Consider the following 19,308-nt stretch of genomic DNA (forward strand, 5'->3'; position numbering starts at 1 on the left):
GCAGACCGATCAGATGCTGTCCGATACCTCGAACACGAACTCGACCTCGACGGCACTGTTTCGGGGTAGTTCGGCGACGCCGATCGCGGAGCGTGCGTGTTGTCCTGCCGTGCCGAAGATCTCGGCCAGCAGGTCGGAGGCGCCGTTGATCACCTGGGGTTGCTGCGAGAATCCGGATCCGGAAGCAACAAATCCAACAACCTTGACGACGCGAACGATGCGATCGAGCCCGACCAAGGCATCGACGGCCGCGAGTCCGTTGAGTGTGCACAACCGCGCCGCCTGGGCGGCGTCTTCGACGGAGACACCTTCGCCCAACTTGCCGATGCACGTCGTAGTGCCGTCGACGAGCGGCAATTGTCCCGACGTGTAGACGTATGCCCCCGTCTGAACAGCGGGGAGGTAGGAGCCTGCCGGGGTAGCGACCGGCGGGAGGGTCAGGTCGAGTGCTGCGAGTCGTGCGGTCCAGGTACTTGCGTCGTTCATCGGTTCCTCAATGGGTTCTTTTGTCCGGGAATGGTGTTCGAGTCTGTCATCGGGAGTCTCGGCAAGTCCAAGTCGTATTTGCGCCCACCCCATCACTTTTGGTGATATTCGCCGTCGTCGGATTCAAAATGGTGTTCGAGTTGGCCACCTAAACTGTGTCGTATGTCGTCAATTCGTAACATCTCACTGGGGATACCTGTCCGTTCCGGTCACATACTCATAATCGACGGCACGGACTCTGTCACGGGGGAGAACTTTCATCGATTGATCGGTGGCGGTATCGAGTTCGGTGAGACGGCCGAGGCAGCGCTGCGGCGCGAGTTCGCGGAGGAACTCGGCGTCACGTTGGGAAGCGTCGAGTTGCTCGAGGTCGTAGAGAACATCTTCGAGTTCGAGGGGCGACCTGGGCATGAGATTGTCCATGTCTTTGGAGTCGACTCGGCTGACATCGATGCGTTTCCGCTCGACGTGCAACTCCGAGTCCTAGACGAAGGTAGTCCAGTCCACTGGGTATTGAGTGGTGGGTCCGACCGCCCTATCTACCCGGCCGAAGCTGCCCGCATTATCAACGCCCTGGTTCAGTAGGGGAATCCGTTGCCGGAACACGAGTGGCCGCAAAGGTTGCTCCGCAACAATTTTCGGTCAATCAGGATTGTTCGGACTGATTCCTGGAAATCATGGATATCGAACGTATATTCGAATAATGTTGAGGAATGTTCGATGACGGAGTAGGAAGTTCGGATACCGCAGCGCAGCTGTCCGGTGCTGAATCCGACTGCGCCCTCATCGATCTCATCGCCGATCTGCATGCGCGCGAATCGATGCTCGTGGAACGGAAACTGGCTGCCATTGCCGAGTTTTTCGAGCGTCGCAGCGCTGACCACACTGATAACGGTGCTTGGTCGTCTACCGCTCACGAACTGGCTGAGGCCGAGCTCGGCGCGGCATTGACCATGGGCCGTGCCGCAGCGGGAAAGTTGATCGGTCTCGGCTTTTCTCTCAAGACTCGCCTCCATCGCACGCGTGCCGCCATGGCGCGCGGAGAACTGGATCTGTATCGAGTCGGATTGATCGACTCCGCTACGGCCAACGTAGCCGACGATTTGATCGACGAGGTGGAACGGCAACTCCTCGAGAAGATCTCGGCGCCACCGATGCCTGGCGGTACCGGCTTGACGGGTCGCCGATTGACAGCGGCTATCGACCGGATCGTCGCCGTGGTGGATCCCGAGGGGATACGCGAACGTCGACGCCGCGCCCTGGCTGATCGGTTCGTGGGTGTGAGCGCTGCCGAGGACGGAATGGCGCGGATATTGGGGAGTATTCCGGCGGAGGAAGCACGGGCTTTCGAGCGTCGGTTGCGGGAGTTGGCAATGTCGGTGTGTCGACACGATTCCCGTAAGTACGAGCAACGACGAGCTGACGCATTGGGAGCGTTGGTATCCGGGTCGACGATTCTGCCGTGCGATTGCGGCCGGGACGAGTGCCCACAAGATCGAAGCGGGATTGTGGTGGTGCGTCGGCCGTTGGTTCACGTGGTCATGCTGGAATCAACGCTTCAGGGCGGTGACGCACCAGGTGCAGACGAACCCGCTCACCTCGACGGTTATGGAGTGATCAGTGCAGAGCATGCGCGTGACATCGCCGCGGGTGCGCTGATTCGGAAGGTGAAGGTACCAGCCGATGCCGCGCTCGAGTCTTCCGGTGAGGGCGAGCCAGTACCTCCGCCCGTTGTTCCTTCGGCGTCGGTCTACCGCCCCGGCGCTGTCCTCGACACCTGGGTGCGGGTGATCGCAGGAAGCTGCCAGTGGTTGCACTGCGATGTCGCTGCATGGAATTCAGATCTTGATCACACTGAGCCCTTTGATCATCGCGATCCCACTTGTGGTGGAAAGACCGTGGCGTCGAATCTGAGTGCGTATTGTCGAAACCATCACCGCCTCAAGCATTCCGGTCAGTGGTTGCATATCTCGAACCCGGACCGGAGTGTCATGCTGACCTCGCCGACCGGACATTGCTACCGAACGAGGCCGTCAGGTCTGCTGGCGGGAATGCTCGAGCCTGTACTGCCCGAGGGTGGTCGGCGTCGGCGCACACGTCTGGAAAACAAAGCCGCTCGTGTGCGGGGTGAACGCCGGCGGCAGCGGTTACGAATGCACCTCCGAATGAAGAAGAAGGCCCGGAGGAGGACCTTCGACGGCGGAGACGATCCACCGCCATTCTGAGTCGATGCGCCCCGTCGCTCAGTGTTTTCGGATGCCCACTTTGGTGGCCGGGGGTGCGTCAGGCATTGTGTGAAGGTCGGTAGACGTCGGTACACGGGAAGATGTGGAGCATCGATGGCGAGGATCGAAGAAATTCTGGAGTTGGAACGCCTCGAGCGGGACATCTTTCGAGGAATCATCGCGGAGACCACCCTGACCCGCACTTTCGGCGGCCAGGTCGCCGGACAGGCATTGGTGTCGGCGGTACGCACGGTCGATCCGGCCTACTCGGTTCATTCGTTGCACGGATATTTCCTGCGTCCGGGAAATCCGATGGAGCCGACGGTTTTTCTGGTTGATCGTGTTCGGGACGGTCGATCGTTCGCGACCCGCTTGGTCACCGGAATTCAAGACGGGCAAGCCATTTTCACGATGTCGGCGTCCTTCCACGTCCAAGACGAAGGCATCGAGCACCAGGATGAGATGCCACCCGTTCCTGACCCCGAGACCTTGGCCATCGCCCAGGATTCGGAGGATCCCGAGACTGCGTGGCTGGCGCGTGAGTGGTCCGATTGGGACCTTCGAATGGTGCCGAAGGCCGACATCGACAAACGTCCGGGCGCTGCCGCGCAGCAGCAAGTGTGGTTCCGTTCCCGCGAGGCACTCCCGGACGACCCGGTATTTCACGTGTGCACGCTTGCCTACATGAGCGACATGACGCTGCTCGGATCTTCCCGCGGCCCCCACATGGACGTCGCCATGCAAAGCGCTTCGCTCGATCACGCCATGTGGTTCCTGCGGCCGTTCCGCGCCGACGAGTGGCTGTTGTACGACCAGACGTCGCCGTCAGCGGGCTTCGGTCGCGCCCTGACGCAGGGACGAATCTTCGACAGCCGAGGAAATATGGTTGCTGCAGTCGTCCAGGAGGGTCTGACCAGGCTGTATCGCCCGAAGTGAGGTCGGCCGACGTGAGATCAATGGCAGTGAGACCTTCACTGGCGAGACCGCACCGCAGGCCGGGCCGGATGGTCGTATCTGACCTCGAAATCGACCTCCTCGGACACTTCTGATCGGTGTTCGAGGAGTGCCTCGACGGTCCACAGATCTGCCTCCGGTGTGTGCCGCCGCATGGCAGGTTCGCTCATGTCCAGGCGGACGCTGACGTCGAACTCCAGCCCGCGCCCGAGCAACATCGGACCGGCGATCACGATGACCGCGCGCTCATGGACGGGGATACGGGTCGACCGAGCCGATCGATCGGTGGGTTCGTCCCAGAGTTTCGGCAAGAACGCCCGTTTTGTGCGGGCTGCGGTGATCACTTCACGATCGAGTGCCGGATAGTCGAACCAGATAGTGCGGTAACTCAGCGCATCCTCGTGGCCGAACTCGTATCGCAGCGAAGCCGGCCGCACGTAGTCGTGCAGTGACACAACAGCACTCGGCCTGTTGCGCGACTCGACGGCGGTGCCGACCAGTTCCGCGAGCCGAGACGGCTGTGCACAATCAGGTCCGTCGATCGCTACTACCGCCACCGACGGAAACGATCCGCTCAGCGTTGCAATCTGCTCGGCCAAGGCGAGGGGACTGGACGGGATGAATGTACTCACGCCCACCATGGTGCCGTGCCCGCTCGCCGAGGCGATATTGTGAACCGTCATCGCGCCCAGTGCGGCGGTCTATGTTTTCGGAGGACTCATGGTTGGTATCGAGGAGATCCTCGCGCTCGAACACCTGGAGAAGGACATCTTCCGTGGTGCGGTCCATCCCACCGCACTTCAACGGACGTTCGGCGGGCAGGTTGCCGGGCAGTCGTTGGTTTCTGCCGTGAGCACCGTTGACGAGAGCTACCACGTGCACTCGTTGCACGGATATTTCCTGCGCCCGGGCAATCCGAAGATTCCGACGGTCTACCTGGTGGACCGCATCCGCGACGGGCGCTCGTTCTGCACCCGCCGGGTGAATGCAGTTCAGGACGGCAAGACGATCTTCACGATGTCGGCCTCGTTCCACGTCGACGACGAAGGTATCGAGCACCAGGACCGGATGCCCTCCGTTCCGGCGCCGGAGGACTTGCCGGATGCGCAGACCGTTCCGAAGTTGGCTGAATCGCAGTTCTATCAGGAGTGGAAGAACTGGGACATCAGAATTGTGCCCGCTGAGCAGAGCGCGTCAGCGCCGGATCTCGCCGCGCAACAACGCGTGTGGATGCGCTACCGCGAGGCTCTGCCGGATCGTCCGCTGCTGCACATCTGCACCCTCGCGTACCTCAGTGACATGACCCTGCTCGGAACTTCCAAAGTCCCGCACCGCGGCGTGAAGACGCAGACTGCTTCGCTCGATCACGCGATGTGGTTCCTGCGTCCGTTCCGGGCCGACGAGTGGTTGCTCTACGACCAGACGTCGCCGTCGGCAGGTTTTGGTCGCGCGCTCACTCAGGGGCGTATCTACGATCGCGATGGCAACATGGTGGCAGCGGTGGTTCAGGAGGGTTTGACGCGTCTCGAACGCGAACCCGACAGCCATGAGAGCAAGAACAGCCGTGAGAACAAGACAGGAACTGTGTGATGACGCGTCCGTTGATCGGTGTACTCGCCCTCCAAGGTGATGTTCGCGAACACCTTGCCGCACTAGATGATTCGGGAGCGGATGCGGTGGGTATCCGGCGCCCGGAGGAACTCGACAAGGTCGACGGCATCGTGATCCCCGGTGGCGAATCCACCACGATGAGCCGGCTTCTGCAGGTATTCGAGCTGCTGGAACCGCTTCGTGAGCGACTCCGCGGCGGGCTGCCGGCTTACGGATCGTGTGCGGGCATGATTCTGCTCGCCAGCGAGGTACTAGACACCCGGCCGGACGCCGAGCATCTCGGCGCCATCGACATGACGGTGCGCCGCAACGCTTTCGGTCGGCAGGTCGATTCTTTCGAGTCCGACCTGGAGTTCGAGGGCATCATCGGTGATCCCATTCGCGCTGTCTTCATCCGCGCGCCGTGGGTGGAGCGAGTTGGGCCGGGCGTTGAGGTCCTTGCGCAGGTTCCCGCCGCCGCGGGGGAGGCTGCGGGCCGGATCGTCGCGGTTCGGCAGGGCTCGGTGATCGCCACTTCTTTCCATCCCGAGGTAACCGGTGACCGTCGAGTGCACGAGATGTTCGTCGATCTGGTTCGCGGATAACTGGAGTAGTCAGCCTCGGCCGAACCTACAGCTCCAGTTCGCGGGCAAGGATCGCCGCCTGGACGCGTGAGGTGAGGTGCAACTTCGACAGAACTCGCGACACATGCGACTTCACCGTCGGAGCACCGACACCGAGTTCACGCGACAGTTCGGCATTGGACAGACCCGTCCCCAACAGCGCGAGCACCTCGCGTTCACGATCGGTGAGCTCGCTCAATCCCAGCGGTTCGGTGGGTTTGGGTGCACGCTGAACGAACTCGCCGATCAGGACACGCGCCGCGCGAGGAGCGAGCACTGCATCTCCGGCCGCGACATTGCGGATAGCGCGGGTCAGTTCGTCCGCTGTCGCAGTCTTGAGCAGGAATCCCGACGCACCGGCGCGCAGGGCCGCGAAGACGTATTCGTCGAGATCGAAGGTGGTCAACACCAATACGTGGCTTCGGGTCGTTCCGACGATCTGACGTGTCGCTTCGATGCCGTCGGTGCCTGGCATCCGGATGTCCATCAGCACGACGTCGGGTTGATGCGTGCGTGTGACGGTGATCGCCGACGCTCCGTCTCCCGCTTCTGCGACGACATCGATGTCGTCGTGCTGCCGCAGGATCATCGCGAGTCCCGACCGGATCGCGGCGTGGTCGTCGACCAGGGCGACGGTGATCACCGATCCGTTCCGTTCGGCGCGGGGACCGGTATCTGTGCGCGTACCGTCCATTCTCCGTCGACCGGAAGTGCGTCGAGTGAACCGCCCAGCAGTTCGGCGCGGTGACGCATGTTTGCAAGTCCGTGCGTTCCCGCCCGAAAACTGGATGTGTCGCGACCGACGGGGTTTCGGATCTCGATCTGTAATGCATTGTGCTGGAGAGAGATCGACATCGAGATCGGTGCACCAGGCGCATGCTTGAGCGCATTGGTCAACGCCTCCTGGGTGATCCGGTACGCCGTGTGATCGACCACGCTCGGCAGGTCGGCAGTATCGATGTCGATCGCAACGTGCACGGCGGCGCCGGCTGCCCGAACTGCGTCCAGGACGACGGGCAACTCGGTCAGCCGCGGGGGAGAGGAACGCGGGTCCGGGGTCTCGTCGTCCCCGGCGTGGAGCAGTTCGATCATCGAGCGCATCTCGGAAAGGCCCGCAAGACTGCTCGATCTGATCGCCCCGATCATCTCCCGCAAGCCGTCGTCGGGTTCACCCCGTTCAGCGGAGAGAGCTGAGGTGGACAGTGCCGCCTCCGAGTGGATGGCGATGGCGGAGAGGTGGCTTGCGATCACGTCGTGCAGATCGCGCGCCATGGTCGCGCGTTCGTGAGCGACCGCGGCCTCGCGGTCCAGAGCGGCGAGTGCTTCGTGGACTCTGGAACGCTCGCGTTCGGCCTCGGTCAGTTCGACTTGTCGACGGATGACCAGTGCCCACCACACCGGTGTACCGAAGAACAGAGCGGTCACGACGCCTGCCCCAGCCGCAGCGCGGACGTCCTGGGTGGACAGGTAGACGAGTGCGGTGAGCGCGGCAACCGTCACCGCGGTCAGAGAACACACCACTCGGCCCAGCCGCGCCGTCCCGTACAGAACTGCGGCGTAGGTGAGATCCGAGAGGACCAGCCACATCGGCAGAGTGGGTCCCAGGGCAGCGTCGACCGCGACGATGACGGCCCCCGCCGCCAAAGCTGTTGCCGGACGCACCCGCCGGAACGAGTCGATCGCACACAGCAGAGCCAGCATCCCGATCCGTACCCCGGCGGGAACGTCGGCGACACCTCCGACATCGGTCCACATTTGGTACAGGCCGACCAGGTAGAGGAGTACCCCGATCGCGAACAGGCCGAAGGCGATGAGCGGATCGTTCCACTTGCCGACACTCCGACTTCTGGTCACCACAGACTTATCAGAGCACATCGGGGCGTCTGACTTGTCATACCAAATGATGAGGTCGGCGTTGTTCCGATGGCTGATGTGCGGATTCGATAGAGAAGACAGGCTCGACGTATGAAAATTCGCTTCGAGTTGATGATCGGCATTCTCTTGGTCGTCGGTGGCGGCTGTCTGTGGCTGTTCGCGCGTGACGCCGAGTTCTTCTGGTTTCGCGGCGGACCACTCGGCGTGATCCTCGCGATCATCGGTGCCTTCGACATCGTGAATGCAGTCCGAACGAGGGAGACAGCGATACCCGAGCGCCGAAACGACTGAGGTGGAACTCGTCCTGCTCACCACGCTGGGCGGGCTCGCCCTGCTGGACAGTACGAGCATCGGAACATTGGTCGTCCCGGTCTGGATGTTGTTGATGCCGGGACGACCGCAGGTTCGCAGGCTGCTGACGTATCTGGTGGTCATCACGACGTTCTATTTTGTTGTCGGGGTGGCAGTCTGGACGACGGCACGGGCAGGTATGCCTGTCGTCGCCCCGCTGCTCGACACCCCCGCCGCCCGCGGTGCGCAGTTGATACTCGGTATCGCGTTGTTCGCGTGGAGCTTTCGATTCGATTCCGAGAAGAGGCGCACATCCGGTCAGGCCGATCGAACTCATGTTTGGCGAGAGCGGGTGCTCGGCTCGGGCAGTTCCGCGAGAAGTGTTGTACTTCTGGCAATTGCTGCCGGGACCGCCGAGTTGGTGACGATGCTGCCCTACTTGGCGGCGATCGCGATGATCACCGCTGCTGGGCTGTCCGCAGTCACGTCTGCGTCGATACTTGCCGGATACTGCCTGATCATGGCCACTCCGGCAGTGCTTCTGTTGTGCGGGCGGATCGTGGCCGGCGACCGACTGGACAAGCCGCTGAGCGGGGTGGACTCGTTCATCTCACGCCACGGCGACAGCGCGATGGGTTGGGTGTTCGGCATTGCCGGCTTCTACCTCGCCGGCAATGCCGCTGCCGTGTTGTTCGTGAATTGACGTTGTTCGTGAATCAACCAGCCTGAACCAACGAATTGATCAGCTTCACACCGTCTTCCGGGTGATCGACGGTCACGGCGAACAGTCGTCCGTTCTCGAGAGTGACCACGATGGCCTCACCCGAGCGGAGAGTGACGGCTGTTCCGCGCGGTGTCATTCGGTAACCCCATCCGCCCCATTCGGCCGGACGTATCGCGTCGACTGATGCGGACTTCACCTTCGAGATGGGGATCTTCTTCCATTGAACGCCCCAGGAACTGATGCCGACACCGTGACGGTCGACGCGCACGGTGACCGACGCGAATGCTGTGACGGCGAGGGTGGACACACCCAGGATCACGGCAACCCACCAATCCGAGTACGCGGCAGTCGCGATCACGAGAACTACGAGGCCGGCGGTAACGATCCACGGCCAGACGCTGCGGACCTGCCCGACCCACACTGCACGTTCGGAGGCCGTCAGCGGAGTGTCGAGCGTCGGGGTCGGCAGTGGCGACTCCGGGCCGCTTCGTTGCTGGTCAGGCAGCGCGTATGCCAGAACTCCTACGAGTACCGCCGCGATCGGCGCAAGAATCCACCAGCCGATACGCGCGGCTTCCGGCGACCCGGCGTCGATCGTCAGGGCGACGCTCAGAATCCAGATCGTCGCCAGTGTCGCACTCGAGATCGAGGTTACGGCGAGAAACAAGGGCGCGTTGTCGCTCGAACGGGCCGCGACGACACACGCGCAAACGACTGCCACCAGTGAAATCGCCAGCGCGATGAAGAAAAAGGTCGTCGTGGTGCTGAACCCGTCCGGGCTTGATCCGGACCAATGGCTCGCGACGGTCTCGGGTAGGCGGTCACCCCACGCGAAGCGTGCGATAACCAGGATCAGGGTCGGGAGCAGAGTCAGCGAAGCTGCTGTCCAGAGTCGGATCTTGCTGGTCGTCATTGTGTGCTGGTCTCCTTGATGAGGTCGAGCATGTGCGCGGTGTCGAGTCCGAGATTTCGGGCTTGCCGTACGAACTCGCGCGCAGATTCGTTGAGAGCTGTCCTTCCCGAGTCGAATTCGGCGCGAATGACGGCGCCACGTCCGCGTCGGAGGTCGATCAGGCCTTCGTCGCGGAGTGTTGCGTACGCACGAAGAACCGTGTGGAGATTGACGTCGATCGACTCGGCAAGGGCGCGAGCGGACGGCAGGCGGTCACCTGGTCCGATCTCACCGCGGATGACCGAGCCACGAACCCCGGCTGCAATCTGCTCCGCGAGTGGAGTTGTGGAGGCGTGATCTATTCGGACCAACATGTTTGCATTCTATGCAAACAATGCGCGGTTTGACTAATTCGTGTCGGGGGATGCAGCGAGTTGTGACGTGGGACGGGTAACATCGGCAGAGCTGAAAGACGCGCATTCGGCGTGCGCAACGCAGCAGGAAAGGGGCTTGAATCGCATGAGCGGCCACTCAAAATGGGCCACCACCAAGCACAAGAAGGCTGTGATCGACGCACGTCGTGGCAAATCCTTCGCGAAGCTGATCAAGAACATCGAGGTGGCGGCACGAACCGGCGGTGGCGATCCCACGGGCAACCCCACCTTGTACGACGCCATCCAGAAGGCAAAGAAGACGTCTGTTCCCAATGACAACATCGAGCGTGCGCGCAAGCGCGGCGCCGGTGAAGAAGCGGGCGGCGCAGACTGGCAGACCATCATGTACGAGGGCTACGGACCCAACGGCGTCGCCGTTCTGATCGAGTGCCTCACCGACAACCGCAACCGCGCAGCCGGTGAAGTTCGCACCGCGATGACCCGTAACGGTGGCAACCTCGCTGACCCGGGTTCCGTCTCCTACCTGTTTGCTCGCAAGGGTGTCGTCACGCTCGAGAAGAACGGCCAGTCGGAGGACGACGTCCTGATGGCTGTGCTCGACGCCGGTGCCGAGGAAGTCACCGATCTCGGTGAAACCTTCGAAATCGTCAGTGAGCCACAGGATCTGGTTGCCGTACGTTCGGCACTTCAGGAAGCCGGCATCGACTACGACTCTGCTGAAGCCGATTTCCGCGCTTCCGTCGAGGTTCCCTTGGATGTCGACGGCGCACGCAAGATCTTCAAGCTCGTCGACGCGCTCGAAGATTCTGACGACGTGCAGAACGTCTACACCAACATCGATCTGTCCGACGAGGTTCTCGCGGCTCTCGAAGACTGATTGCTTTTCAACTCAACCCGGCCCTGACGTCCGCGTCCGGGCCGGGTTGCGTGTTGATGCGGGGTAGTAGTCCCGCGCACCGCTAAGCTATCGAACAGCTGTTCGGTATGGAGAGGTGTGACAAGTGCGCGTGCTCGGAGTGGACCCAGGCTTGACTCGCTGCGGGTTGGGAGTGGTCGACGGGAGCAACGGCAGGAAAGTGCGCCCCATTGCGGTCGACGTGGTGCGGACTCCGGCCGAGATGGACCTCGGTTCTCGGCTTCTGCGGATCTCCGATGCGGCTGAACTGTGGATCGAGCAGTACAAGCCGGAGGTGGTCGCGATCGAGCGCGTGTTCGCGCAGCACAACGTCAGTACCGCGATGGGGACGGCGCAAGCAGGCGGAGTTGTCGCGCTCGCTGCCGCCAGACGCGGCATTCCGGTGTGTTTCCACACGCCCAGCGAGGTGAAGGCCGCCGTCACCGGCAGCGGTAACGCCGACAAGGCGCAGGTCACTGCGATGGTGACGCGAATTCTGAATTTGAAGACGGCGCCGAAACCGGCTGACGCTGCCGACGCTCTGGCGCTGGCGATCTGTCACTGCTGGCGAGCACCGATGATCGAGCGGATGGCCCGCGCCGAGGCGATGGCCGCTGAACAAATGCGTAAGTATCAGGCAAAATTGGCCGAGACGAAGAAGGCAGGTTCACGATGATCGCGTCGGTACGCGGCGAGGTACTCGATATTGCGCTCGATCACGCGGTCATCGAAGCGTCAGGTGTCGGCTATCGGGTCAATGCCACCCCGGTGACTCTCGGTGCACTGCATCGGGGAAGCGAAGCGCGACTGTTCACGACGATGATCGTTCGCGAAGACTCGATGACGCTGTACGGTTTTTCCGATACCGAGTCGAAGGACCTGTTCAGCCTCCTGCAGACGGTTTCCGGAGTCGGACCGCGCCTGGCGATGGCAACTCTTGCAGTTCTCGAACCGGACGCGCTGCGGCGGGCGCTATCGGAAGGCAACCTGACGGCGTTGACGAGGGTGCCCGGTATCGGAAAACGCGGCGCCGAGCGCATGGTTGTCGAACTGCGTGACAAGGTCGACGCCGTCGCGACGACGGCTGGCGCGGCGTCCGGTGTCGTCGTCGGCAGTTCGATCCGTGATCAGATCGTCGAGGCTCTCGAAGGTCTGGGCTTCCCGATCAAGCAGGCTGAGCAGGCCACGGATTCGGTTCTGGCGGAATCGCCCGAGGCCACCACGTCGGTCGCACTGCGTTCTGCTCTGTCGCTGCTCGGTAAGACTCGATGAACTTCGACCCGATCGACGATTTCGACGACGAGTCGCAGGTCTCTGCCGAATTGGTGGCGGGAGACGGTGATGTCGAAGCGAGTCTGCGCCCCAAGAGTCTCGACGACTTCATCGGTCAACCTCGTGTTCGCGAACAACTGCAGCTCGTGCTCACCGGAGCAAAACTTCGCGGCAGCACGCCTGATCACATCCTGATGTCCGGTCCCCCCGGGCTCGGCAAGACGTCGATGGCGATGATCATCGCGGGGGAGTTGGGCTCTTCTCTGCGGTTGACGTCCGGACCGGCGCTCGAACGCGCCGGAGACCTGGCTGCGATGCTGAGCAACCTCGTCGAGGGCGACGTGTTGTTCATCGACGAGATTCACCGAATCGCTCGTCCGGCCGAGGAGATGTTGTACCTGGCGATGGAAGACTTCCGTGTCGACGTCGTCGTCGGTAAGGGGCCGGGTGCCACGTCGATTCCTCTGGAGGTTGCACCGTTCACGCTGGTCGGTGCGACTACGCGGTCGGGTGCGCTGACCGGTCCGTTGCGCGACCGCTTCGGGTTCACCGCTCACATGGATTTCTACGAACCCGAAGAGCTGCAACAGATTCTGATGCGTTCGGCCGGAATTCTGGGCGTCGATCTCGAAGTCGATGCCGGTGCCGAAATCGCACGACGCTCGCGGGGGACACCGCGTATCGCGAACCGATTGCTGCGCCGGGTTCGCGACTTCGCCGAGGTGCGCGCCGACGGAATCGTCACCATGGACGTCGCTCAGGCGGCCTTGGCCGTCTACGACGTGGACCAGTTGGGCTTGGACCGTCTCGACCGTTCGGTACTGAGTGCTTTGGTGCGTTCGTTCGGCGGCGGGCCCGTCGGCGTGTCGACGCTTGCGGTGGCCGTCGGCGAGGAACCGTCGACGGTGGAAGAAGTGTGCGAGCCGTTCCTGGTCCGGGCCGGAATGATCGCCCGGACGCCGCGAGGACGTGTGGCTACCGCCGCTGCTTGGACTCAACTCGGAATGACACCGCCGCCGGATGCCGCAGCGGGCGGTATCGAGGTTCGTGTCAACGAACCGCAGGCCACGTTGTTCGATCCGAACGGCGAGTGAATTTCGACTGGAAAGGCCTACTTGAACGGCCGATCTGTCAGGAATCCTCAGCAACTAATGGCACACTGGTGTATTGCGTAGGTCCATCCGGGACCATCGCGGCGTAAAACGTGCAACACAACCGAGGTTGATCAACACATGTCGAGTTTGCTTTTCCCCCTCTTGATCCTCGCACTGCTGGTGCCCATGTTCCTGGGCATGCGCAAGCAGAAGAAGGCCTTGGCCGCGACTTCCGAGATGCAGGACTCGCTGCAGGTCGGCGATCGGGTGCAGACCACGGCCGGGCTCTACGCCACGATCGCTTCCCTGGACGACGACACCGTGGACCTCGAGATCGCGGACGGTGTCATCACCACCTGGTCGCGTCTGGTCATCCGTGAGCGCGTCGTCGAGACGACCGAGACCGACGAGTACGACGACGACTCGATTTCCGAGATCGAAGAGTCTGCTGCCGACACCGAAATCCGGCTCACCAAGGAGTCCTGACTTCGTCGAACTGGTACGTGTTCTAGAGTTGCGAACTCGGACACACGTCCAGATCGGTTTGTCCGCTCTTACACCAGCAGCTCAGTTCACCCCGTTGATCAATCGTTGCAGTTCGAACGCCGCAGCTCGGGTGGTCGTCGACCACCCGAGCCGTGCACTTACTGAAGCTCTGCACCTACCGAGGAGACTTAAAGATCGTGGCACCTTCCACCGGAACGGTGCATCCGGTCCGCTACCTGGCCCTTTTCGGGGTCCTGGTAGTGGCACTGTATGCCCTCGTGTTCTTCACTGGAGACAAGTCGGCCACGCCGAAACTCGGCATCGACCTGCAGGGTGGAACGCGCGTCACGTTGACCGCTCGTACCCCGGACGGCAGCGCTCCCAGTCAGGACAGTCTCAAGCAGGCTCAGGAAATCATCGAGACCCGCGTCAACGGTCTCGGCGTTTCCGGTTCCGAGGTCGTTGTCGACGGTGACAACCTCGTCATCACCGTTCCCGGCGACGACAGTGCGCAGGCTCGCTCGCTCGGCCAGACCGCTCGTCTGTACATCCGCCCGGTGACGGGTTCGATCGACGTCGCCACCCGTGACGCGAATCGGACAGCTACGCCCGAGGCGCCGGCGGCCGAAACTCCGGCCACTGATGCACCGGCCCCCGAAGCACCCGCTGACGGGACGCAGACGCCGCAGAACCGTCCGTTCCTGGCTCAGGACCCGACTACTCCCGAGGCAACGCCCGCGCCGCAGACAACGACTCCGGCCCCCACCGGGGACGCTCCGAGCGACGGCACCGACGAAGGCGACGCAGCAGCAGCGGAAATCGCCGCAGCGCGCGCCCTCCGGCAGAGCAGCGATCCGACAGTGCAGCAGCAAGCAGTGGCGAACCTCGACTGCTCCGTCGCGGATCCGCTCCGTGGAAACGACGACCCGACCCTGCCGCTGGTCGCGTGCTCGCAAGACGGACTGAACATCTATCTCCTCGGTCCTTCGATCATCGACGGCCAGGAGATTGCCGACGCGTCTTCGGTCTTCAACTCGCAGCAGTCGCGCCACGAGATCAGCCTCTCGTTCAAGACGACCGGCAGCAACACCTGGGCCGAGTTCACCTCAGCCAACATCGGCAAGCAGGCAGCGTTCACGCTCGACTCGAAGGTCGTCAGCGCTCCCACGATTCAAGGTGCAACGCCTGCGGGTAGCGCCACCTCGATCACGGGCAGTTTCACTGCCGAGAGTGCCAAAGAACTTGCCAACACACTGAAGTACGGTTCGCTTCCGCTCTCGTTCGCAGCCTCTGAGGCCGAGACGGTCTCGGCCACGCTCGGCCTGGCCTCACTGCAGGCGGCATTGATCGCCGGCGCGGTCGGTCTCGTTCTCGTTCTGCTGTACTGCCTCGTCTACTACCGCATGCTCGGCGTCCTGACGGCGTTGTCGCTGATTCTCTCCGGAGTCATGGTCTACGCGATCATGGTTCTGCTCGGCAGATACATCGGCTTCACGCTCGACTTGGCCGGCATGGCTGGTCTGATCATCGGTATCGGTATGACCGCCGACTCGTTCGTCGTGTTCTTCGAACGCATCAAGGACGAAATGCGTGAGGGCCGTAGCTTCCGCTCGGCGGTGCCACGCGGTTGGGCAAGAGCACGCCGAACAATTCTTTCCGGCAACGCGGTGAGCTTCATCGCCGCTGCAGTTCTGTACGTGCTGGCGGTCGGACAGGTGCGAGGCTTCGCCTTCACCTTGGGTCTGACGACCATTCTCGACGTGATTGTCGTGTTCCTCGTGACGTGGCCACTGGTCAGCATGGCGTCCCGTTCGGCGTTCTGGTCCAAGCCCAGCGTCAACGGTCTCGGCGCAGTGCAAGAGGTTGCCCGCGAACGTAAGGTTGCCGCCGCTGCGTCGGCTAAGGAGACACGAGCATGAGCGAGTCCAACAACTCCCCGGTGGGGTCCACCAACAGTTCCGCCGCCGAGTCCGCCGATGCGGCGGCCCGGTCGGAGATCACCGACTCAGGCGTCGATCAGGGCGCGATGCCCAAGCACAGCTGGCTCTCGCGGTTGTACACCGGAACGGGTGCGTTCGAGGTCGTCGGCAAGCGTCGCTTCTACTACGGACTGACCGGCGCTCTGGTCGCCATTGCGCTGCTGAGCATCATCCTGCGCGGCTTCACCTTCGGTATCGATTTCGAAGGCGGATCACGCATTCAGTTCCCGGCCGAGGGCGGAGTCGAGACGTCGGCGGTGGAAACCGTCTACTCCGACACACTCGGGTTCGAACCGGTCAGCGTGCAGACAGTCGGCTCGGGTGCCAGCGCAACCGTGCAGATCCGGTCGGAGACGTTGAACGCGACGCAGATCAACGATCTTCAGTCGGCTCTCTTCGACGAGTTCCAGCCCAAGGACAAGAACGGGAACCCGTCGGCGCAAGCCATCAGTTTTGCGGACGTGAGTGAAACCTGGGGTGGCCAGATCACCAAGAAGGCGCTGATCGCGCTGATTGTGTTCCTGGTGATCGTGAGTATCTACATCGCCATCCGCTTCGAGCGGGACATGGCGGTAGCTGCGATCGTTGCGTTGTTCTTCGACATCATCGTCACCGCCGGCGTCTACTCGCTCGTCGGTTTCGAGGTGACGCCCGCGACGGTGATCGGTTTGCTCACCATTCTCGGTTTCTCGCTGTACGACACCGTGGTGGTGTTCGACAAGGTCGAAGAGAACACCCGTGGTGTTCTGCATCTGACGCGCCGGACGTACGGCGAGCAGGCCAACCTCGCGGTGAATCAGACCTTGATGCGATCGATCAACACGACCGTCATCAGCGTGCTCCCGGTGATCGCTCTGATGGTTGTCGCGGTCTGGATGCTCGGCGTCGGCACACTCAAGGACCTTGCGCTCGTTCAGCTCGTCGGCATCATCGTGGGTGCGTACTCCTCGATCTTCTTCGCGACGCCGCTCCTGGTGTCGATGAAGGAACGCTGGGGACCCGTTGCCGCGCACACTCGTAAGGTGCTCTCGCGCCGGGCTACGCTGGCCGAGAAAGGTACGCAGACGGTTGCCGTCGGCGCACCAGTTGCACGCCGTGCTCCGGTTGCTCCGCAGCCGGGTGCGCGGCCGACCGGAAAGCGAAACAAGAAGGGGCACTGAACATGCTCCCAAGAACACGCACACTGGTTCGATCGATGACGTTCGTTGCGGCCACCGCTGTGGCTGCGGGTTCGTTGGCGGCCTGCTCGGAAAGCGCCGAGCAGGTTCCGTCCATCGGATATGCCATCGACAACTCCATCTCCACGTACAACGCCAACACGACAGCTGGATCGGTGTCCGGGGCGATGGCCGCGTTCGGCCGGGTGCTTCCCGGCTTCACGTTCACCGGCCCGGCCGGAGCACCTGTCTCCGACACGGACATCGGAACGGCGTCGGAGTTGCCCGGTGACGTGCTCACGGTCTCGTACAAGCTCAATCCGGCGTCCGTGTACTCCGACGGGATTCCGATGTCCTGTGACGATCTCGTCCTCACCTGGGCGGCGTCGAGTGGCAAGTTCACCGAAGACGTCGATGGTGCCGTGAAGCCCATGTTCGACACGGCGAACAATCTCGGATACGCGGACATCGACCGGATCGACTGCCAGAGCGGGGCGAAGGACGCGACGGTGTTCTTCAAACCCGGGCGATCGTTCACCGATTGGCGGTCGTTGTTCGGTGCGACTGCGTTGATGCCTTCACACGTCGTGACGCAGCGCACGGGTGTCAGCGACGTGGTGAGCGCGGTGAATGCCGGTGACACCGAAGCGTTGTCGAAGATCGCGGACTTCTGGAACACCGGGTGGAACCTGACTCCAGGTCAGGTGGACACCTCCGTACTGCCCTCCGCTGGTCCGTATCGAATCGACTCGTACAGTACCGACGACGGCCTGGTGCTGGTCGCGAACGAGCGGTGGTGGGGCAACAAGCCTGCGACCGATCGCATCGTCGTCTGGCCACGTGGTGTGAATCTGACCGAGGATCTCGACAAGAACTCGATCGAGGTAGTCGACGTCGCTTCCGGCTCGGCTGGCGAACTCGGTACTCCGTCCGGGTTCGACGTCCAACAGATTCCGTCGCGGTCGATCGAGCAGTTCGTTCTCGCGACCTCTGGTTCGCTGGGCGACGAAGCCGCCCGTCGAGCGTTCGCGCATTGTGTTCCGCGGACAACTCTGTTCGAGAAGTTCGGGCAGACGGATAACGCGCCGCAGGCTGGTCTGGGTTCCGGCGTGGTCGATTCGCGATTGATGGCGCCGGATTCACTCGTGTACAGCGACGCCGCTGCGGTCGACGGTGACCGGTACGCCAATGCCGACGTCGATGCCGCGAAGACGTCGTTGTCGGAAGCCGACCTCGACCAGTTGACCGTCCGGGTCGGGTACCTCGCACCGGACCCGGTGCGGGCGCAGATCGTCTCTGAAGCGAAAGCCGCGTGTGCTCCGGCGGGAATTACGATCGAGGACGCGAGTACCGACAGCTTCGATCCTGCGAGTCTGCAGTCCGGGGGAGTCGACGCTGTGCTTTCCGGCATGGCAGGCAAAGTCGGGGCAGGCGGAACAGCGAGCATGATCGACGCGCGCGGAGCGCTGCGATCGGGCAACGGCGCAAACCTCGGTACGTACGGAAATGCCAGGATCGATCAGATCATCGATCAGTTGAACGTGGATGCGAGCACGAGTGCGCAATTGGGACTCTCGGTGGAGGCGGAGAACATCCTGTGGACCCAGGTGCCTACGATTCCACTGTTCAATCAACTACGAACTGTCGCTGTAGCTCCAGGCATGTCGGCAGTGTTGGTCAATCCGACTCGGGCCGCTACCGGCTGGAACATGGACAGATGGGTACTACGCAGATGAGCGTCTCGAATGGTGTTGCCTTGCACACGACTGAAGAATTGATCGCAATCCACCGGGCTGCCGGTGACGCCGTTGTTCGGCTGACCCGCTGGGCGGACAACTTTCCCGGTCCCGGTGTTCGGTTCGCCGATCTGACTCCGGTGTTCGCCGACGCCGAGGGGTTCGGGGCCGTGCTCGATGCCCTTGTCGCCTGTGCTCCGGACGCCGACACGATCGCCGCCGTCGATGCTCGCGGTTTCCTGCTCGGTGCCGGTGCGGCCGCGAAGATGGGTGCGGGAGTCGTTGCCGTGCGGAAGGTCGGCAAACTGCCGCCGCCGGTGCTCTCTCGTTCGTACAGCCTCGAGTACGGATCCTCGACTCTCGAGATTCCCGCAAACGGCTTCGATCTCACGGGGCGGAATGTTCTGGTGATCGACGACGTTCTGGCTACCGGAGGGACACTCGAGGCGGCTGTACAGTTGGTCGAGTTGGGTGGAGCGAACGTCGTCGGCGTCGCAGTGGTGCTCGAGATCGAGGAACTGCGCGGTCGAGATCGCTTCTTGAAGTACCCACTGACATCACTGGTGAAGGTCTGAGTATTAAAGTTGTCTCCTGGGGGTCGAGTTAGACCTCCAGGGCAATTACCCGATGCAGG

Annotated in this window: 22 protein-coding genes; 16 read left to right on the forward strand and 6 right to left on the reverse strand. The window is 62.5% G+C overall.

Translation table 11 applies throughout. The annotated features are described in order from the left end of the window. Nucleotides 1-9: 9 nt before the first annotated feature. Nucleotides 10-486, reverse strand: coding sequence for a RidA family protein (locus ACN50D_RS04030; protein ID WP_047269323.1), 477 nt, complete (start codon nt 484-486; stop codon nt 10-12). A gap of 162 nt (nt 487-648) precedes the next feature. On the opposite strand from ACN50D_RS04030, the gene ACN50D_RS04035 reads away from it, so the two are divergent. The 3 genes from ACN50D_RS04035 to ACN50D_RS04045 all read left to right on the forward strand — a co-directional run bounded on the left by ACN50D_RS04035 (nt 649) and on the right by ACN50D_RS04045 (nt 3,647). Continuing rightward, entirely contained in the window at nt 649-1,071 is a 423-nt protein-coding gene (locus ACN50D_RS04035) for an NUDIX domain-containing protein (RefSeq protein WP_064444550.1), read from the forward strand. Nucleotides 1,072-1,199: 128 nt separating this feature from the next. Continuing rightward, nucleotides 1,200-2,711 carry an HNH endonuclease signature motif containing protein gene (locus ACN50D_RS04040; RefSeq protein ID WP_211920235.1) on the forward strand — a complete coding sequence of 504 codons (1,512 nt, stop codon included), beginning with the start codon at nt 1,200-1,202 and terminating at the stop codon, nt 2,709-2,711. A gap of 114 nt (nt 2,712-2,825) precedes the next feature. After that, a complete protein-coding gene (locus ACN50D_RS04045) occupies nt 2,826-3,647 on the forward strand; it encodes an acyl-CoA thioesterase (protein ID WP_003943337.1) in 822 nt (273 codons plus the stop codon). Between the two features lie 35 nt (nt 3,648-3,682). Here ACN50D_RS04045 and ACN50D_RS04050 read toward each other — a convergent pair whose 3' ends face one another. After that, on the reverse strand, nt 3,683-4,306 hold the full coding sequence (locus tag ACN50D_RS04050; RefSeq protein WP_003943324.1) for a hypothetical protein: 624 nt from the start codon (nt 4,304-4,306) through the stop codon (nt 3,683-3,685). 79 nt (nt 4,307-4,385) lie between these two features. Here ACN50D_RS04050 and tesB point away from each other — a divergent pair, with 79 nt between their 5' ends. Together tesB and pdxT are read left to right on the forward strand one after the other, a co-directional pair. After that, nucleotides 4,386-5,255 (forward strand): acyl-CoA thioesterase II, encoded by an 870-nt coding sequence (gene tesB / locus ACN50D_RS04055; protein ID WP_007732935.1) that lies wholly within the window; start codon nt 4,386-4,388, stop codon nt 5,253-5,255. Further along, complete coding sequence (gene pdxT, locus ACN50D_RS04060) at nt 5,255-5,860, forward strand: pyridoxal 5'-phosphate synthase glutaminase subunit PdxT (protein WP_007732937.1); 606 nt, start codon at nt 5,255-5,257, stop codon at nt 5,858-5,860. The genes tesB and pdxT overlap by 1 nt, the downstream gene beginning before the upstream one ends. Before the next feature lie 25 nt (nt 5,861-5,885). Here pdxT and ACN50D_RS04065 read toward each other — a convergent pair whose 3' ends face one another. Beyond that, entirely contained in the window at nt 5,886-6,572 is a 687-nt protein-coding gene (locus ACN50D_RS04065) for a response regulator (protein ID WP_211920233.1), read from the reverse strand. Further along, entirely contained in the window at nt 6,518-7,732 is a 1,215-nt protein-coding gene (locus tag ACN50D_RS04070; protein ID WP_307850399.1) for a sensor histidine kinase, read from the reverse strand. Before ACN50D_RS04070 ends, ACN50D_RS04065 begins: the two co-directional genes overlap by 55 nt. Nucleotides 7,733-7,843: 111 nt before the next feature. Here ACN50D_RS04070 and ACN50D_RS04075 point away from each other — a divergent pair, with 111 nt between their 5' ends. Beyond that, nucleotides 7,844-8,044 (forward strand): hypothetical protein, encoded by a 201-nt coding sequence (locus ACN50D_RS04075; RefSeq protein ID WP_003943331.1) that lies wholly within the window; start codon nt 7,844-7,846, stop codon nt 8,042-8,044. A 1-nt stretch (nt 8,045) separates the two neighbouring features. Beyond that, a complete protein-coding gene (locus ACN50D_RS04080; protein ID WP_162113563.1) occupies nt 8,046-8,747 on the forward strand; it encodes a GAP family protein in 702 nt (233 codons plus the stop codon). Nucleotides 8,748-8,760: 13 nt separating this feature from the next. Here ACN50D_RS04080 and ACN50D_RS04085 read toward each other — a convergent pair whose 3' ends face one another. Then, nucleotides 8,761-9,681 carry a hypothetical protein gene (locus tag ACN50D_RS04085; RefSeq protein ID WP_211920231.1) on the reverse strand — a complete coding sequence of 307 codons (921 nt, stop codon included), beginning with the start codon at nt 9,679-9,681 and terminating at the stop codon, nt 8,761-8,763. Continuing rightward, nucleotides 9,678-10,034, reverse strand: coding sequence for a GntR family transcriptional regulator (locus ACN50D_RS04090; RefSeq protein WP_003943322.1), 357 nt, complete (start codon nt 10,032-10,034; stop codon nt 9,678-9,680). Before ACN50D_RS04090 ends, ACN50D_RS04085 begins: the two co-directional genes overlap by 4 nt. A gap of 145 nt (nt 10,035-10,179) precedes the next feature. Here ACN50D_RS04090 and ACN50D_RS04095 point away from each other — a divergent pair, with 145 nt between their 5' ends. The 9 genes from ACN50D_RS04095 (at nt 10,180) to ACN50D_RS04135 (ending at nt 19,249) form a co-directional block, all read left to right on the forward strand. Further along, nucleotides 10,180-10,932 (forward strand): YebC/PmpR family DNA-binding transcriptional regulator, encoded by a 753-nt coding sequence (locus ACN50D_RS04095; RefSeq protein WP_007732951.1) that lies wholly within the window; start codon nt 10,180-10,182, stop codon nt 10,930-10,932. 124 nt (nt 10,933-11,056) lie between these two features. After that, nucleotides 11,057-11,626, forward strand: a complete 570-nt coding sequence (gene ruvC / locus ACN50D_RS04100) for a crossover junction endodeoxyribonuclease RuvC (protein WP_003943325.1) — start codon at nt 11,057-11,059, stop codon at nt 11,624-11,626. Next, nucleotides 11,623-12,222, forward strand: a complete 600-nt coding sequence (gene ruvA / locus ACN50D_RS04105) for a Holliday junction branch migration protein RuvA (RefSeq protein ID WP_007732953.1) — start codon at nt 11,623-11,625, stop codon at nt 12,220-12,222. Before ruvC ends, ruvA begins: the two co-directional genes overlap by 4 nt. Then, on the forward strand, nt 12,219-13,316 hold the full coding sequence (ruvB, locus tag ACN50D_RS04110; RefSeq protein ID WP_003943304.1) for a Holliday junction branch migration DNA helicase RuvB: 1,098 nt from the start codon (nt 12,219-12,221) through the stop codon (nt 13,314-13,316). The genes ruvA and ruvB overlap by 4 nt, the downstream gene beginning before the upstream one ends. A gap of 138 nt (nt 13,317-13,454) precedes the next feature. Continuing rightward, nucleotides 13,455-13,802 (forward strand): preprotein translocase subunit YajC, encoded by a 348-nt coding sequence (yajC, locus tag ACN50D_RS04115; protein ID WP_003943339.1) that lies wholly within the window; start codon nt 13,455-13,457, stop codon nt 13,800-13,802. Between the two features lie 197 nt (nt 13,803-13,999). Next, nucleotides 14,000-15,721 carry a protein translocase subunit SecD gene (gene secD, locus ACN50D_RS04120; RefSeq protein ID WP_007732956.1) on the forward strand — a complete coding sequence of 574 codons (1,722 nt, stop codon included), beginning with the start codon at nt 14,000-14,002 and terminating at the stop codon, nt 15,719-15,721. After that, complete coding sequence (gene secF, locus ACN50D_RS04125; protein WP_007732958.1) at nt 15,718-16,941, forward strand: protein translocase subunit SecF; 1,224 nt, start codon at nt 15,718-15,720, stop codon at nt 16,939-16,941. Before secD ends, secF begins: the two co-directional genes overlap by 4 nt. A 2-nt stretch (nt 16,942-16,943) precedes the next feature. Further along, nucleotides 16,944-18,674, forward strand: a complete 1,731-nt coding sequence (locus ACN50D_RS04130) for an ABC transporter substrate-binding protein (protein ID WP_070160287.1) — start codon at nt 16,944-16,946, stop codon at nt 18,672-18,674. Next, nucleotides 18,671-19,249, forward strand: coding sequence for an adenine phosphoribosyltransferase (locus ACN50D_RS04135; RefSeq protein ID WP_007732962.1), 579 nt, complete (start codon nt 18,671-18,673; stop codon nt 19,247-19,249). The genes ACN50D_RS04130 and ACN50D_RS04135 overlap by 4 nt, the downstream gene beginning before the upstream one ends. Nucleotides 19,250-19,308 lie beyond the last annotated feature (59 nt).

The organism is Rhodococcus sp. SB1D (assembly GCF_048573875.1).
Classification (GTDB): Bacteria; Actinomycetota; Actinomycetes; order Mycobacteriales; family Mycobacteriaceae; genus Rhodococcus_F; species Rhodococcus_F qingshengii.

What these genes read in the sequence shown, in the direction of transcription:
- ACN50D_RS04030 (WP_047269323.1), bottom strand. Translation starts at nt 486, where the DNA reads ATGAACGACGCAAGTACCTGGACCGCACGACTCGCAGCACTCGACCTG.
- ACN50D_RS04035 (WP_064444550.1), top strand. Translation starts at nt 649, where the DNA reads ATGTCGTCAATTCGTAACATCTCACTGGGGATACCTGTCCGTTCCGGT.
- ACN50D_RS04040 (WP_211920235.1), top strand. Translation starts at nt 1,200, where the DNA reads ATGTTCGATGACGGAGTAGGAAGTTCGGATACCGCAGCGCAGCTGTCC.
- ACN50D_RS04045 (WP_003943337.1), top strand. Translation starts at nt 2,826, where the DNA reads ATGGCGAGGATCGAAGAAATTCTGGAGTTGGAACGCCTCGAGCGGGAC.
- ACN50D_RS04050 (WP_003943324.1), bottom strand. Translation starts at nt 4,306, where the DNA reads ATGGTGGGCGTGAGTACATTCATCCCGTCCAGTCCCCTCGCCTTGGCC.
- tesB (WP_007732935.1), top strand. Translation starts at nt 4,386, where the DNA reads ATGGTTGGTATCGAGGAGATCCTCGCGCTCGAACACCTGGAGAAGGAC.
- pdxT (WP_007732937.1), top strand. Translation starts at nt 5,255, where the DNA reads ATGACGCGTCCGTTGATCGGTGTACTCGCCCTCCAAGGTGATGTTCGC.
- ACN50D_RS04065 (WP_211920233.1), bottom strand. Translation starts at nt 6,572, where the DNA reads ATGGACGGTACGCGCACAGATACCGGTCCCCGCGCCGAACGGAACGGA.
- ACN50D_RS04075 (WP_003943331.1), top strand. Translation starts at nt 7,844, where the DNA reads ATGAAAATTCGCTTCGAGTTGATGATCGGCATTCTCTTGGTCGTCGGT.
- ACN50D_RS04085 (WP_211920231.1), bottom strand. Translation starts at nt 9,681, where the DNA reads ATGACGACCAGCAAGATCCGACTCTGGACAGCAGCTTCGCTGACTCTG.
- ACN50D_RS04090 (WP_003943322.1), bottom strand. Translation starts at nt 10,034, where the DNA reads ATGTTGGTCCGAATAGATCACGCCTCCACAACTCCACTCGCGGAGCAG.
- ACN50D_RS04095 (WP_007732951.1), top strand. Translation starts at nt 10,180, where the DNA reads ATGAGCGGCCACTCAAAATGGGCCACCACCAAGCACAAGAAGGCTGTG.
- ruvA (WP_007732953.1), top strand. Translation starts at nt 11,623, where the DNA reads ATGATCGCGTCGGTACGCGGCGAGGTACTCGATATTGCGCTCGATCAC.
- ruvB (WP_003943304.1), top strand. Translation starts at nt 12,219, where the DNA reads ATGAACTTCGACCCGATCGACGATTTCGACGACGAGTCGCAGGTCTCT.
- yajC (WP_003943339.1), top strand. Translation starts at nt 13,455, where the DNA reads ATGTCGAGTTTGCTTTTCCCCCTCTTGATCCTCGCACTGCTGGTGCCC.
- secF (WP_007732958.1), top strand. Translation starts at nt 15,718, where the DNA reads ATGAGCGAGTCCAACAACTCCCCGGTGGGGTCCACCAACAGTTCCGCC.
- ACN50D_RS04130 (WP_070160287.1), top strand. Translation starts at nt 16,944, where the DNA reads ATGCTCCCAAGAACACGCACACTGGTTCGATCGATGACGTTCGTTGCG.
- ACN50D_RS04135 (WP_007732962.1), top strand. Translation starts at nt 18,671, where the DNA reads ATGAGCGTCTCGAATGGTGTTGCCTTGCACACGACTGAAGAATTGATC.